Consider the following 13,765-nt stretch of genomic DNA (forward strand, 5'->3'; position numbering starts at 1 on the left):
CCACAACTTCCTCGGGGGGGCTGTGCGGGGCGGGGGGGGGGCCCCCCTCCCCCGCTTCCCACTTACCTCCCGGGGGGGTACCGTGGCCACCCCCCCCGCCCCCCGCCCGTCGCCGTTCCTCCTACCCGTCGGTAGCATCCTGTCCATGGGAGAGACGGCAGCAGACGCAGCAGACACGGAGCAGACCTCGCGGACGGACGCCAGGAAGGCGGCCCGCGCGGAGCGCAGGGCGGCGAAGCTGGCCCGCGAGATCGGGTCCTTCGCCAAGGAGCACGGCGGCGCCGAGGGGCAGCTCGCCTACATCGGCCAGGCGGGCGCCCGCATCGTCCTGGTCGGCCAGGACGGCGCCTGGGGCGACCTGGTGGCTCCGACGTACGCGGTGGCCGAGAGCGCGGCGGAGAAATCCGGGATCACGATGCACGAGGAGTTCGACGGCGACTTCGCCCTCAAGGTCCGCACGGGTCCCTACGAGTGGTCGCGGATGGCCGGGATCCAGGTCGGCGGCCCGTCCAACGACAGCTGAGCGGGTACGGCGAAGGGGCGGCGGGCCTGGGCCCGCCGCCCCTTCGCCGTACGGCCGTTCAGAGGGCCTGCGCCGACTCCCGCCGCTCGGCGGAGGCGGCGGGGCCCGGCAGCGTGGCCGGCTCCTCGTCGCCGCGCTCGCGCATGCTCATCACCAGCCGGACCACGGCGATCCACATGATGGCGGAGCCGAACATGTGGACGCCGACCAGGATCTCGGGGACGTCGCTGAAGTACTGCACGTACCCGATCGCGCCCTGGGCGAGCAGCACGACCAGCAGGTCACGGGCGCGCGCCCGGGTGTCGGCGGGGGCGTCGACCACCCGCAGGGCCAGCCACATCGCGATGGCCAGCGCGCAGACCACCCAGGCAGCGATGGCGTGGATGTGTGCGGCGGCCGACCAGTCCCACGGCATGCGCGGTACGTCGCTGCTGTCGCCCGCGTGCTTGCCGGAACCGGTCACCGAGGTGCCGAGCACGATGAGGACCACGGTGGTCGCCAGGATCGCCCAGGAGAGGCGGCGTACCGGCAGAGGGGCACGGGGGCGGGCCGGGCCGTCGCCCTCGCCGATCCGGACCCAGGTGATCACGGCGACCGCGAGCAGCGCGTTGGCGAGCAGGAAGTGCCCGGCCACCGTCCACGGGTTGAGCCCCGCCCAGACGGTGATACCGCCGAGGATGGCGTTGCCGAGCACGATCCAGAACTGCGACCAGGCCAGCCGGGTCAGCTTGCGCCGGCGCGGCTTCATCGAACTGACGGCGATGATCGCCCAGCCGACGGCGGCCGACAGGACGTACGTCAGCAGACGGTTGCCGAACTCGATCGCGCCGTGCATGCCCTGCGCGGGCGTGGCGAAGAGGCTGTCGTCGGTGCACTTGGGCCAGGTGTCGCAGCCGAGGCCCGAACCGGTCAGCCGGACGGCGCCGCCGGTCACGATGATGAAGACGCTCATCAGGACGGCGGAGAGCGCGGCGCGCTTCACCACCTTGGTGGACGGCGTCCAGCGCTTGGCGATGGCAGAGATGGGGGTTTCCACGCGGACCATCGTAGGACGAGGCTTGTGCACGTTTTCACGAGGGGTGGTTCGTGGCGGCTTGCCCGCGAAGATCCCTGCGGCCGGGGCTACTCCCAGCGGAAGAACTTCGCCGCCGCGCCAAGCCCCAGCACCGCCCAGACCGCCAGGATCGCGGCCTGGCCCCACGGCATCGACGCGCCGTGCTGGAGGACGTCCCGCAGCCCCTCGGAGAGCGCCGAGATGGGCAGCAGCCCCAGCACCGACTGCACCGCGTCCGGGAACTTGTCCAGCGGCACGATGACCCCGCCGCCGACCAGCAGCAGCAGGAAGACCAGGTTGGCGGCGGCGAGCGTCGCCTCGGCCTTCAGCGTCCCGGCCATCAGCAGCCCGAGCCCGGAGAACGCGGCGGTCCCCAGCACCAGGAGCAGCACCACGGAGACCGGGTTGCCCTGCGGCGACCAGCCCAGCGCGAAGGCGATCGCGGTCAGCAGCAGCACCTGGAGCACCTCGGTGACCAGCACCGACAGCGTCTTCGCCGTCATCAGCGCCCAGCGCGGCAGCGGGGAGGCCCCGAGCCGCTTGAGGACCCCGTAACGGCGCTCGAAGCCGGTGGCGATCGCCTGGCCGGTGAAAGCCGTCGACATCACGGCGAGCGCGAGGATGCCCGGCGCCAGGAAGTCGACCGACGCGCCCGACCCCGTGTCGACGATGTCCACCGCGCTGAACAGCACCAGCAGCAGCGTCGGGATGATCACCGTCAGCAGCAACTGCTCCCCGTTGCGCAGCAGCATCCGGGTCTCCAGCGCGGTCTGCGCGGCGATCATCCGGGGGAGCGGGGCGGCGCCGGGGCGCGGGGTGTACGTACCGGCGCTCATGCGCGCAGCTCCTTGCCGGTCAGTTCGAGGAAGACGTCCTCCAGCGTGTGCCGCTCCACCGAGATGCCGTCGGGCATCACGCCGTGCTGCGCGCACCAGGAGGTGACGGTGGCCAGGAGCTGCGGGTCGATGGCTCCGGTGATGCGGTACGTCCCCGGGAGCGGCTCGGCCGCCTCGGAGCCGTCGGGCAGCGCCTTGACCAGGGAGCCGAGGTCGAGCCCCGTACGGCCGGTGAAGCGCAGGGTGTTCTCGGCGCCGCCCCGGCAGAGCTGCTCGGGGGAGCCCTGGGCGATGACCCGGCCCGCGTCGATGATCGCGACGTCGTCGGCGAGCGCCTCGGCCTCGTCCATGAAGTGGGTGGTCAGCACGACGGAGACCCCGTCGGCGCGCAGCTCGCGCACGAGGTCCCAGGTGGAGCGGCGGGCCTGCGGGTCCAGACCCGCAGTCGGCTCGTCCAGGAAGACCAGCTCGGGCCGGCCGACGACCGCGAGGGCCAGGGCCAGGCGCTGCTGCTGGCCGCCGGAGAGCCGGCGGTAGGTGGTGCGGCCGCAGGAGCCGAGGCCGAGGCGCTCGATCAGGGCGTCCACGTCCAGCGGGTGGGCGTGGAGCTTGGCCATATGCCGGAGCATCTCGTCGGCGCGGGCGCCGGAGTAGACGCCGCCGGACTGGAGCATGACCCCGATCCGGGGGCGCAGCCGCTCGGCGTCGGCGACCGGGTCGAGTCCGAGGACCCGTACGGTGCCGGCGTCGGGGCGGCGGTAGCCCTCGCAGGTCTCGATCGTGGTGGTCTTCCCGGCGCCGTTCGGGCCGAGGACGGCCGTCACCGCGCCCGACGCCACGACCAGATCGAGGCCGTCCACCGCGGTCTTCGTGCCGTACCGCTTCACCAGGCCCTTGACCTCTACGACGGGCTCGTTCTCCATGGCGCGTAAGTCTAGGCAGGGGTTCGGGCCGCCCCGCCCGCGGGGCCAGATTAGGTAACCCTAAGTGACGAACCACACCGTAGATCGTTCCGGACCGTGGTTGTCATGGCCGAATGAATTACGCAACAATGGTGTTGTGAAATACGACGGTGGGTCTCCTCAGGAGGAACTCGCGACCGGTGAGCGCTCGACGCGCAACCGGGTCGCGCGCTCCATCCTGGACCACGGTCCGTCCACCGCCTCCGATCTGGCCAAGCGCGTCGGCCTCACCCAGGCCGCCGTCCGCCGCCACCTCGACGCCCTCGTGTCCGACGGTGTCGTCGAAGCCCGTGAACAGCGGGTCTACGGGGCGCGGACCCGCGGCAGGCCCGCCAAGGTGTTCGCCCTGACGGACTGCGGCCGGGACGCCTTCGACCAGTCCTACGACAAGCTGGCCGCGGACGCCCTGCGCTTCATCGCCGCATCCGGCGGGGACGAGGCGGTCACCGCCTTCGCCCGGGCCCGGATGGCGGCGATGGGCGAGGCGTACCGCGCCGCGGTCGAGGCCGCGGAGCCCGAAGAGCGCACGGAGGCCCTCGCCAGGGCCCTGAGCGCCGACGGGTACGCTGCTACGGCGCGCAGCGCGCCGGGCCCGCAGCAGGGCGAGCAGCTGTGCCAGCACCACTGCCCGGTGGCGCATGTCGCCGAGCAGTTCCCACAGCTGTGCGAGGCGGAGACGGAATTCTTCTCCAGCCTCCTCGGGACCCATGTGCAGCGTCTGGCCACCCTCGCCCACGGCGACGGCGTGTGCACGACCTATGTGCCGCGCAGCGGTCAGACAGCACCCCCACAGACCACCCATTCAGCATCTGCAAGCACGGCCGGGAGGAACCCCGCATGACGCTCCCCACGGAGACTGCCCACCCTGAGCTCGAAGGTCTGGGTACGTACGAATTCGGCTGGGCCGACTCCGACGCGGCAGGCGCGGCGGCGAAGCGCGGCCTCTCCGAGGCTGTCGTCCGCGACATCTCGGACAAGAAGAACGAGCCCGAGTGGATGCTGAAGCTGAGGCTCAAGGGCCTCAAGCTCTTCGACAAGAAGCCCATGCCGAACTGGGGCTCGGACCTGTCGGGCATCGACTTCGACAACATCAAGTACTTCGTGCGGTCCACGGAGAAGCAGGCGGCCTCCTGGGAGGAGCTGCCCGAGGACATCAAGAACACGTACGACAAGCTCGGCATCCCGGAGGCGGAGAAGCAGCGCCTCGTCGCCGGTGTCGCCGCGCAGTACGAGTCCGAGGTCGTCTACCACCAGATCAACGAGGAGCTGGAGGCGCAGGGTGTCATCTTCATGGACACCGACACCGCGCTGAAGGAGCACCCGGAGCTCTTCAAGGAGTACTTCGGCACCGTCATCCCCGTCGGTGACAACAAGTTCGCCTCGCTGAACTCGGCCGTCTGGTCCGGCGGCTCGTTCATCTACGTGCCCAAGGGTGTCCACGTGGACATCCCGCTCCAGGCCTACTTCCGTATCAACACGGAGAACATGGGCCAGTTCGAGCGGACGCTGATCATCGTCGACGAGGACGCCTACGTCCACTACGTCGAGGGCTGCACCGCCCCGATCTACTCCTCGGACTCGCTGCACAGCGCCGTGGTCGAGATCATCGTGAAGAAGGGCGGCCGCTGCCGCTACACGACGATCCAGAACTGGTCGAACAACGTCTACAACCTGGTCACCAAGCGGGCCGTGGCCTACGAGGGCGCGACCATGGAGTGGGTCGACGGCAACATCGGCTCCAAGGTGACCATGAAGTACCCGGCCATCTACCTGATGGGCGAGCACGCCAAGGGCGAGACCCTCTCCATCGCCTTCGCGGGCGAGGGCCAGCACCAGGACGCCGGCGCCAAGATGGTCCACATGGCGCCGAACACCTCCTCGAACATCGTCTCCAAGTCGGTGGCGCGAGGCGGCGGCCGTACCTCCTACCGCGGTCTGATCGAGATCGGTGAGGGCGCGCCGGGCGCGAAGTCCAACGTGCTCTGCGACGCTCTCCTCGTCGACACGATCTCCCGCTCGGACACCTACCCCTACGTCGACGTCCGCGAGGACGACGTGTCGATGGGCCACGAGGCGACCGTCTCCAAGGTCTCCGAGGACCAGCTCTTCTACCTCATGAGCCGCGGACTCACCGAGTTCGAGGCCATGGCGATGATCGTGCGCGGCTTCGTCGAGCCGATCGCGAAGGAGCTGCCCATGGAGTACGCCCTGGAGCTCAACCGGCTGATCGAGCTGCAGATGGAGGGTTCGGTCGGCTAGGACCTCGTACGAGGATCCTGTGGGGCGGCCCTCGCGGCCGCCCCCGCCCCCACCGAACCACCCCCCTTCTTGACTGAGAAAGCGAGCACTACGACAGCCATGGCTGAGGCTCAGAACACTCCGGTGGGCTCCACCACCGCCGGCTCCATCGCGGTGGCCGCCGAGTCGACCGTCGCCACGCGCATGAGCGCACCCCCGTCCTTCGACGTCGCGGACTTCCCCGTCCCGCACGGTCGCGAGGAGGAGTGGCGCTTCACCCCGCTGGAGCGGCTGCGCGGGCTGCACGACGGCACCGCCGTCGCCACGGGCAGCGGCGTGAAGGTCGCGATCGACGCGCCCGAGGGCGTCACCGTCGAGACCGTCGGCCGCGACGACGCGCGGCTCGGCAAGGCCGGTACGCCGGTGGACCGGGTCGCCGCCCAGGCGTACAGCTCCTTCGAGCAGGCCTCGGTCGTCACCGTCGCCAAGGAGGCCGTGCTCGCCGAGCCGATCCGGATCACCGTGCACGGCGAGGGCGGCACCGCCTACGGCCACCAGCTCATCGAGCTGAAGGCCTTCGCCGAGGCCGTCGTCGTCATCGACCACACCGGTGACGCGGTGCTCGCCGCCAACGTCGACTACGTGCTAGGTGACGGCGCCAAGCTGACCGTCGTCTCCGTCCAGGACTGGGACGACACCGCCGTCCACGTCGCCCAGCACAACGCGCTGGTCGGCCGGGACGCCTCCTTCAAGTCGATCGTCGTCACCTTCGGCGGCGACCTGGTCCGCCTGCACCCGCGGGTCGCCTACGCGGCGCCCGGCGGCGAGGCGGAGCTCTTCGGCCTGTACTTCACCGACAAGGGCCAGCACCAGGAGCACCGCCTCCTGGTCGACCACAACACCCCGCACTGCAAGTCCAACGCGGTGTACAAGGGCGCACTCCAGGGCGACGGCGCGCACGCCGTCTGGATCGGCGACGTGCTCATCCAGGCCGCGGCCGAGGGCACCGACACCTACGAGATGAACCGGAACCTCGTCCTCACCGACGGCGCCCGGGTCGACTCCGTACCCAACCTGGAGATCGAGACCGGCGAGATCGTCGGCGCCGGCCACGCCTCGGCGACCGGCCGCTTCGACGACGAGCAGCTCTTCTACCTCCAGTCCCGCGGCATCCCGGCCGAGGAGGCCCGCCGTCTGGTCGTGCGCGGCTTCTTCGCCGAGCTGGTCCAGCAGATCGGCCTGCCGGACGTGGAGGCGCGGCTGCTCGACACGATCGAGGCCGAGCTGAAGGCGTCCGTCTGATGACCTTCGTCAAAGCCTGTGCGCTGAGTGAGCTGGAGGACGACACCCCGAAGCGGGTGGAGCTCGACGGCACACCCGTCTCCGTCGTCCGCACCGAGGGCGAGGTGTTCGCGATCAACGACATCTGCTCGCACGCGAACGTGTCGCTCTCGGAGGGCGAGGTGGAGGACTGTGCGATCGAGTGCTGGCTGCACGGCTCGTCGTTCGACCTCCGCACCGGCAAGCCGTCCGGCCTTCCCGCGACGCGCCCCGTCCCCGTATACCCCGTAAAGATCGAAGGGGACGATGTGCTCGTCTCCGTCACCCAGGAGTCCTGAGTCACCCATGGCAACGCTTGAAATCCGCGACCTGCACGTCTCCGTCGAGGCCGACAACGCCACGAAGGAGATCCTCAAGGGCGTCGACCTGACCGTGAAGCAGGGCGAGACCCACGCCATCATGGGCCCCAACGGGTCCGGCAAGTCCACCCTCGCGTACTCGCTCGCGGGTCACCCCAAGTACACGATCACCGGCGGTACGGTCACCCTGGACGGCGAGGACGTCCTGGAGATGTCCGTCGACGAGCGCGCCCGCGCCGGCCTCTTCCTCGCCATGCAGTACCCCGTCGAGATCCCCGGTGTCTCGGTCTCCAACTTCCTGCGCACCTCCGCCACCGCCGTCCGCGGCGAGGCCCCCAAGCTGCGTACGTGGGTCAAGGAGGTCAAGGAGACGATGGCCGGGCTCCAGATGGACCCGTCCTTCGCCGAGCGCAACGTCAACGAGGGCTTCTCCGGCGGTGAGAAGAAGCGCCACGAGATCCTTCAGCTGGAGCTCCTCAAGCCGAAGATCGCCGTCCTGGACGAGACCGACTCCGGCCTGGACGTCGACGCGCTCAAGACCGTCTCCGAGGGTGTCAACCGGGTCCGCGCGACCGGTGAGGTCGGCACGCTGCTGATCACGCACTACACCCGCATCCTGAAGTACATCCAGCCCGACTTCGTGCACGTCTTCGCCAACGGCCGGATCGCGGCCTCCGGCGGTGCCGAGCTGGCCGACCAGCTCGAGAACGAGGGCTACGAGGCATACACGAAGGGTGGCGCTTCAGCGTGACTGACGCCCGACAGGGGCTCACCGGCCTCCTCGACACCGAGGCGATCCGCAAGGACTTCCCGATCCTGGACCGCACGGTCCACGACGGCAAGAAGATCCTCTACCTGGACTCCGCGGCGACCTCGCAGAAGCCGCGCCAGGTCCTCGACGCGCTCAACACGTACTACGAGCGCCACAACGCGAACGTGCACCGAGGCGTCTACACGATCGCCGAGGAGGCCACCGCGCTGTACGAAGGCGCCCGTGACAAGGTCGCGGCCTTCATCAACGCGCCGAGCCGCAACGAGGTGATCTTCACCAAGAACGCCTCGGAGTCGCTCAACCTCGTGGCCAACATGCTCGGCTGGGCGGACGAGCCCTACCGGGTGGACCGCGACACCGAGATCGTCACCACGGAGATGGAACACCACTCCAACATCGTGCCGTGGCAGCTGCTCGCGCAGCGCACCGGCGCGAAGCTGAAGTGGTTCGGCATCACCGACGACGGCCGGCTCGACCTGTCGAACATCGACGAGATCATCACCGAGAAGACGAAGATCGTCTCCTTCACGCTGGTCTCCAACATCCTGGGCACCGTCAACCCGGTCGAGCAGATCATCCGCCGCGCCCAGCAGGTCGGCGCGCTGGTCTGCATCGACGCCTCGCAGGCGGCCCCGCACATGGTGCTGGACGTGCAGGCGCTCCAGGCCGACTTCGTGGCCTTCACCGGCCACAAGATGGTCGGCCCGACCGGTATCGGCGTGCTCTGGGGACGGCAGGAGCTCCTGGAGGACCTGCCGCCGTTCCTCGGTGGCGGCGAGATGATCGAGACCGTGTCGATGCACTCGTCCACGTACGCCCCGGCGCCGCACAAGTTCGAGGCCGGTACGCCCCCGATCGCGCAGGCCGTCGGCCTCGGCGCGGCCGTGGACTACCTCACCTCGATCGGCATGGAGAACATCCACCAGCACGAGAAGGCCATCACCGAGTACGCGGTGAAGCGCCTGCTGGAGGTCCCCGATCTGCGGATCATCGGTCCGGCGACGGCCGAGGACCGCGGGGCGACGATCTCCTTCACGCTCGGCGACATCCACCCGCACGACGTGGGCCAGGTCCTCGACGAGCTGGGCATCTGTGTCCGGGTCGGCCACCACTGCGCCCGCCCGGTCTGCCTGCGGTACGGAATTCCCGCGACGACGCGAGCGTCGTTCTATCTGTACTCCACGCCCGCCGAGGTCGACGCACTGGTGGACGGGCTGGAGCACGTCCGGAACTTCTTCGGCTGAGGGTTGACTGGTGAAGCTTGATTCCATGTACCAGGAAGTGATCCTGGACCACTACAAGCACCCCCACGGGCGTGGCCTGCGGGACGGCGACGCCGAGGTGCACCACGTCAACCCGACGTGCGGCGACGAGATCACGCTCCGGGTGAAGTACGACGGCGAGACCATCGCCGACGTCAGCTACGAGGGCCAGGGCTGCTCCATCAGCCAGGCCTCCGCCTCCGTGCTGAACGAGCTGCTCGTCGGCAAGGAGCTGGCCGAGGCGCAGAAGATCCAGGCCACCTTCCTGGAGCTGATGCAGTCCAAGGGCCAGTTGGAGCCGGACGACGCGATGGAGGAGGTGCTGGAGGACGCGGTCGCGTTCGCCGGCGTCTCCAAGTACCCCGCCCGGGTCAAGTGCGCGCTGCTGAGCTGGATGGCGTGGAAGGACGCGACGGCCAAGGCGCTGTCCGAAGGGAAGACCGCATGAGCGAGAACGAGACCGTGACCATGAAGCCGGCCTCCGAGGAGGAGGTCCGCGAGGCGCTGTACGACGTCGTCGACCCCGAGCTGGGCATCGACGTCGTCAACCTGGGCCTGATCTACGGCATCCACGTCGACGACGCCAACATCGCCACCCTCGACATGACCCTGACGTCCGCGGCCTGCCCGCTGACCGACGTCATCGAGGACCAGGCGAAGTCCGCCACCGACGGCATCGTCAACGAGCTCCGGATCAACTGGGTCTGGATGCCGCCGTGGGGCCCGGACAAGATCACGGACGACGGGCGCGAGCAGCTCCGCGCGCTCGGCTTCAACGTCTGACACGCTCCGCGAAGAGCGGTCAACGGCCATGCCCGCCAGGCAGACTGGCGGGCATGGCCGTTTCCCTGTACCACCTCGCCGTCGACGCCCACGACCTGCCGCTGCTCGCCCGTTTCTGGAGCGCCGTGCTGGACTGGCAGGTGCTCTTCGAGGACGAGCACGAGATCGTCATCGGCGCACACGAGACCGCGCTGCCGGGCATGTGCTTCCTCCCCGTGCCGGAGGGGAAGACCGTCAAGAACCGGATGCACCTCGACCTGACCCCCGACGACCAGGACGCCGAGGTCGAGCGGATCATCGCGCTCGGCGCCCGGCGGATCGACGTCGGGCAGGGGCCGGACGCCACCTTCGTGGTGCTGGCCGACCCCGAGGGCAACGAGTTCTGTGTGCTGCGGCCGAAGCGGACGCTGACCGACTGAGGCCTTGAGGCCTACGCGGGTGTGGCCGGGGGCGGTCCGTACTGCTCCGGCAGGTTCTGCGCCGCCGCCTCCGCCAGGACCGGGGCCAGGTTCTCGTTGCGCATGCGGAGGTCCACGTACAGCAGTCCGGTCATCAGCGGCGGGAAGATCGACGAGAAGAGCTGGCTCACCAGCCCGCTGATCATGGACAGCACCATGATGCCGCCGAACAGGGCGAGGATCTCTCCGCCGCTCGGCTCGCCCGTCATCTCCGTGCTGTCCAGGGAGCCGGGGATCATGCCGAGCGCCTGGAACGGCATCTGGATCAGGTAGCCGACCACGGACGCCAGCCCGAAGGCGAGCAGGGTGATGCCGAGGACCCGCCACCAGTTGCCCTGCACGAGGCGGGCCGAACGGCGGAGCGCCGCGACCGGGCGCTGTGCCTCGAAGACCACGATCGTCGGGGCCAGGGAGAACTTCACCCAGAGCCAGATCGCGACCGGGGCGATCACCAGCCAGCCGAGGAGGCCGATCAGGAGCAGCGGCCCCGCGGTGTCCGAGTCGCCGAGCGAGACGAAGTGGACCACGGTGGCGACCATGGTGAACATGATGAGCAGGAAGGGGATGGCCACGGCCAGCCCCAGCAGGAACACCGTGCCGATCACGGCCCAGACCCGCGACCAGGCCCGCTTCCAGACGGTGCCGAAGCCGACCGGGCGGCCCAGGACCGCTTCCTGGAGGACCACCGGGACCGCCGCCTGGACGACGGCCGACGCCAGCAGGTAGGCGATGATGCCGATGACCATCAGGACGCCGAACGCAATGCCCAGCGGGACCAGTTGGGCGGTGTCCGGTTCGCCAGGCCCGGTCAGGTCGTCCCAGTTGGCCGCCACGGTGGAGAAGGCGATGGCCACCCCGACGCCCAGCACGGCCGTCGCCGCGCCGAAGAGCGCCAGGGCTGTCCCGACCAGCGGCTTCCAGTAGCGGCCGATCGTCGCGAAGGCGCCGCTGAGCATGTCCGAGACCCTCAGCGGCGCCAGGGGTATCACCCCCGGCTTGGGCGGGGCCGCCCATCCGCCGTTCCAGCCACCCGGTCCCTGCGCTCCCCCGTGGAAGGGCCCCCCACCGTGGGGCGCGCCCCCGTACGGGCCACCGCCCCACCCTGCGTCCTGCGCCACTGTCTCTCCGCTCCTGTCGTCGGCCCGTGGTCCCGGGCCGTGTCATCGATCGGCACACCGTAGCGCCCCCGACGTGGGCCGATGATATGTACGGTCGTACGCAACGATGCGTACACTCGTACACATGGGATACGCATACGGACTGCTGGCCGCGGCGATCGCGGCGGAGGTGGCCGGGACGACGGCCATGAAGTACAGCGAGGGCTTCACCCGGCTCTGGCCCTCGATCGGCACGGCGGTGGGGTATCTGATCGCCTTCACCCTGCTCGCGCAGACCCTCAAGACGCTCTCCGTGGGCACCGCGTACGCGATCTGGGCCGGTGTCGGCACGGCGGCCGTGGCCCTCATCGGCATCCTGTTCCTGGGGGAGTCCAGCAGCCCGGTCAAGCTCGCGGGCGTGGGCCTGATCGTCGTCGGGGTCGTCGTGCTCAATCTGGGCGGGGCGCACTGATGGCCCGCCGGTACGACCCCGAGCGGCGGACGCGGATCATCGACGCGGCGCTGCGGGTGATAGCGGCCGACGGGATAGCCGGGCTCAGCCACCGGACCGTGGCCGCCGAGGCCGATGTGCCGCTCGGCTCGACCACGTACCACTTCGGCTCGCTGGACGAGCTGCTGACGGCCGCCCTGCGCCGGTCCAACGAGAACTTCGCCCGGGCGCTGCGCACCAGTGGTGTCGGTGCCGCCCCGTCCGCCGGGGACGGGCCCGGCACCGGCCTCGCCGATGAGCTGACCCGGGTGCTGGGGGAGTGGCTCGGGGGCGACCGGGGCGCGATCGAGCTGGAGTACGAGCTGTACCTCGCGGCCCTGCGCCGCCCGGCCCTGCGCCCCGTCGCCGCGGAGTGGACCACGTCGGCGGTCGAGGTGCTGTCCGCGCGCACCGACCCGGCCACCGCGCGGGCGCTGGTCGCGCTGCTGGACGGCGTCTGCCTCCAGGTGCTGCTGACCGGCTCCGCCTTCGATCCTGCCTACACCCGCGAGATGGTGGCGCGGGTGGTGGACGGCTGCGCCTGAGCGGGGCGGGCGGAGGGCGGCGGGCGGGTGAGGGTATCTGCGGGAGCGGGGCCGGAGGCTGAGACCGGTTCGCCCGAGCGGGCCCCGGCCGGTTAGGTTTCTGTCCATGACCGACACGACTTCCCAGGCCACTTCCCGTACCACCGGCGCCGTCGCCGCCGGCCTCGCCACCGTCGCCGGTGACGGCACCGTCCTCGACACCTGGTTCCCCGCCCCCGAGCTGAGTGCCGAGCCCGGCCCGGCCGGTACGCAGCGGCTCACCCCGGACGAGGCCGTCAACCGCCTCGGTGAGGGCGCCGCCAAGGCCATCGGCGTGGACGCCCGGCGCGGCGTCGAGGTCGTCGCCGTCTCCACGGTCATCTCCTCGCTGGAGGACAAGCCGCTCGACGCGCACGACGCGTACCTGCGCCTGCACCTGCTCTCGCACCGGCTCGTCCAGCCGCACGGCCAGAACCTCGACGGCGTCTTCGGCCTGCTGGCCAACGTCGCCTGGACCTCGCTCGGCCCGGTCGCCGTCGACGACCTGGAGCGGGTCCGCCTCAACGCCCGCGCCGAGGGGCTGCACCTCCAGGTGACGTCGGTCGACAAGTTCCCGCGCATGACGGACTACGTCGCCCCCAAGGGCGTACGCATCGCCGACGCAGACCGGGTCCGCCTCGGTGCGCACCTCGCCGCCGGGACCACCGTCATGCACGAGGGCTTCGTCAACTTCAACGCGGGCACGCTCGGCACCTCCATGGTCGAGGGCCGCATCTCCGCGGGTGTCGTCGTCGGCGACGGCTCCGACATCGGCGGCGGCGCCTCCACCATGGGCACCCTCTCCGGCGGCGGCAACGTCCGCATCGTCATCGGCGAGCGCTGCCTGGTCGGCGCGGAGGCCGGCGTCGGCATCGCGCTCGGCGACGAGTGCGTGGTGGAGGCCGGTCTGTACGTCACGGCCGGCACCCGCGTCACCCTGCCGGACGGCCAGGTCGTCAAGGCCCGTGAGCTCTCCGGCGCCTCCAACATCCTCTTCCGCCGCAACTCGGTCACCGGCACCGTCGAGGCCCGCCCGAACAACGCGGTGTGGGGCGGCCTGAACGACGTGCTGCACGCCCACAACTGA

The 13,765-nt window shown here is 70.2% G+C and carries 17 protein-coding genes; 13 read left to right on the forward strand and 4 right to left on the reverse strand.

Going from position 1 to position 13,765, the window contains the following annotated elements; translation table 11 throughout:
* Positions 1-145 precede the first annotated feature (145 nt).
* On the forward strand, positions 146-523 hold the full coding sequence (locus tag ACFWRT_RS34075; RefSeq protein ID WP_380955694.1) for a hypothetical protein: 378 nt from the start codon (positions 146-148) through the stop codon (positions 521-523).
* Between the two features lie 58 nt (positions 524-581).
* On the opposite strand, the gene ACFWRT_RS34080 is transcribed toward ACFWRT_RS34075, so the two are convergent.
* From ACFWRT_RS34080 to ACFWRT_RS34090, 3 genes are all read right to left on the reverse strand, one after another.
* The gene (locus ACFWRT_RS34080) at positions 582-1,568 is read right to left on the reverse strand and encodes a COX15/CtaA family protein (RefSeq protein ID WP_380954355.1); all 987 of its coding nucleotides are present in this window, start codon (positions 1,566-1,568) and stop codon (positions 582-584) included.
* A 77-nt stretch (positions 1,569-1,645) separates the two neighbouring features.
* A complete protein-coding gene (locus tag ACFWRT_RS34085) occupies positions 1,646-2,413 on the reverse strand; it encodes an ABC transporter permease (protein WP_380954354.1) in 768 nt (255 codons plus the stop codon).
* The gene (locus ACFWRT_RS34090) at positions 2,410-3,336 is read right to left on the reverse strand and encodes an ABC transporter ATP-binding protein (protein ID WP_380954352.1); all 927 of its coding nucleotides are present in this window, start codon (positions 3,334-3,336) and stop codon (positions 2,410-2,412) included. Before ACFWRT_RS34090 ends, ACFWRT_RS34085 begins: the two co-directional genes overlap by 4 nt.
* Before the next feature lie 136 nt (positions 3,337-3,472).
* Between ACFWRT_RS34090 and ACFWRT_RS34095 the strand changes: the two genes are divergently transcribed.
* The 9 genes from ACFWRT_RS34095 to ACFWRT_RS34135 all read left to right on the forward strand — a co-directional run bounded on the left by ACFWRT_RS34095 (position 3,473) and on the right by ACFWRT_RS34135 (position 10,489).
* Complete coding sequence (locus tag ACFWRT_RS34095) at positions 3,473-4,216, forward strand: helix-turn-helix transcriptional regulator (RefSeq protein ID WP_380954350.1); 744 nt, start codon at positions 3,473-3,475, stop codon at positions 4,214-4,216.
* Positions 4,213-5,634 (forward strand): Fe-S cluster assembly protein SufB, encoded by a 1,422-nt coding sequence (gene sufB / locus ACFWRT_RS34100; protein WP_380954348.1) that lies wholly within the window; start codon positions 4,213-4,215, stop codon positions 5,632-5,634. The genes ACFWRT_RS34095 and sufB overlap by 4 nt, the downstream gene beginning before the upstream one ends.
* Before the next feature lie 99 nt (positions 5,635-5,733).
* Positions 5,734-6,915, forward strand: a complete 1,182-nt coding sequence (sufD, locus tag ACFWRT_RS34105) for a Fe-S cluster assembly protein SufD (RefSeq protein WP_355867485.1) — start codon at positions 5,734-5,736, stop codon at positions 6,913-6,915.
* The gene (locus tag ACFWRT_RS34110; protein WP_031125577.1) at positions 6,915-7,232 is read left to right on the forward strand and encodes a bifunctional 3-phenylpropionate/cinnamic acid dioxygenase ferredoxin subunit; all 318 of its coding nucleotides are present in this window, start codon (positions 6,915-6,917) and stop codon (positions 7,230-7,232) included. Before sufD ends, ACFWRT_RS34110 begins: the two co-directional genes overlap by 1 nt.
* A gap of 7 nt (positions 7,233-7,239) precedes the next feature.
* Positions 7,240-8,004 carry a Fe-S cluster assembly ATPase SufC gene (gene sufC / locus ACFWRT_RS34115; RefSeq protein WP_019762839.1) on the forward strand — a complete coding sequence of 255 codons (765 nt, stop codon included), beginning with the start codon at positions 7,240-7,242 and terminating at the stop codon, positions 8,002-8,004.
* Positions 8,001-9,269 (forward strand): cysteine desulfurase, encoded by a 1,269-nt coding sequence (locus ACFWRT_RS34120; RefSeq protein ID WP_380954346.1) that lies wholly within the window; start codon positions 8,001-8,003, stop codon positions 9,267-9,269. The genes sufC and ACFWRT_RS34120 overlap by 4 nt, the downstream gene beginning before the upstream one ends.
* 10 nt (positions 9,270-9,279) lie before the next feature.
* Positions 9,280-9,735 (forward strand): Fe-S cluster assembly sulfur transfer protein SufU, encoded by a 456-nt coding sequence (gene sufU / locus ACFWRT_RS34125; protein ID WP_380954345.1) that lies wholly within the window; start codon positions 9,280-9,282, stop codon positions 9,733-9,735.
* On the forward strand, positions 9,732-10,070 hold the full coding sequence (locus ACFWRT_RS34130; protein ID WP_380954344.1) for a metal-sulfur cluster assembly factor: 339 nt from the start codon (positions 9,732-9,734) through the stop codon (positions 10,068-10,070). The genes sufU and ACFWRT_RS34130 overlap by 4 nt, the downstream gene beginning before the upstream one ends.
* 53 nt (positions 10,071-10,123) lie before the next feature.
* Complete coding sequence (locus tag ACFWRT_RS34135) at positions 10,124-10,489, forward strand: VOC family protein (RefSeq protein ID WP_380954343.1); 366 nt, start codon at positions 10,124-10,126, stop codon at positions 10,487-10,489.
* Between the two features lie 11 nt (positions 10,490-10,500).
* On the opposite strand, the gene ACFWRT_RS34140 is transcribed toward ACFWRT_RS34135, so the two are convergent.
* On the reverse strand, positions 10,501-11,484 hold the full coding sequence (locus tag ACFWRT_RS34140; protein WP_380954342.1) for a hypothetical protein: 984 nt from the start codon (positions 11,482-11,484) through the stop codon (positions 10,501-10,503).
* Positions 11,485-11,770: 286 nt separating this feature from the next.
* On the opposite strand from ACFWRT_RS34140, the gene ACFWRT_RS34145 reads away from it, so the two are divergent.
* The 3 genes from ACFWRT_RS34145 (at position 11,771) to dapD (ending at position 13,765) form a co-directional block, all read left to right on the forward strand.
* Positions 11,771-12,097, forward strand: a complete 327-nt coding sequence (locus tag ACFWRT_RS34145) for a DMT family transporter (protein WP_326706460.1) — start codon at positions 11,771-11,773, stop codon at positions 12,095-12,097.
* Positions 12,097-12,660: a TetR/AcrR family transcriptional regulator gene (locus ACFWRT_RS34150; RefSeq protein WP_380954341.1), complete on the forward strand. Its 564-nt coding sequence runs from the start codon at positions 12,097-12,099 to the stop codon at positions 12,658-12,660. Before ACFWRT_RS34145 ends, ACFWRT_RS34150 begins: the two co-directional genes overlap by 1 nt.
* Positions 12,661-12,766: 106 nt before the next feature.
* Positions 12,767-13,765 carry a 2,3,4,5-tetrahydropyridine-2,6-dicarboxylate N-succinyltransferase gene (gene dapD, locus ACFWRT_RS34155; RefSeq protein WP_380954340.1) on the forward strand — a complete coding sequence of 333 codons (999 nt, stop codon included), beginning with the start codon at positions 12,767-12,769 and terminating at the stop codon, positions 13,763-13,765.

The organism is Streptomyces cyaneofuscatus, assembly GCF_042718795.1.
Taxonomy (GTDB): Bacteria; Actinomycetota; Actinomycetes; order Streptomycetales; family Streptomycetaceae; genus Streptomyces; species Streptomyces cyaneofuscatus_A.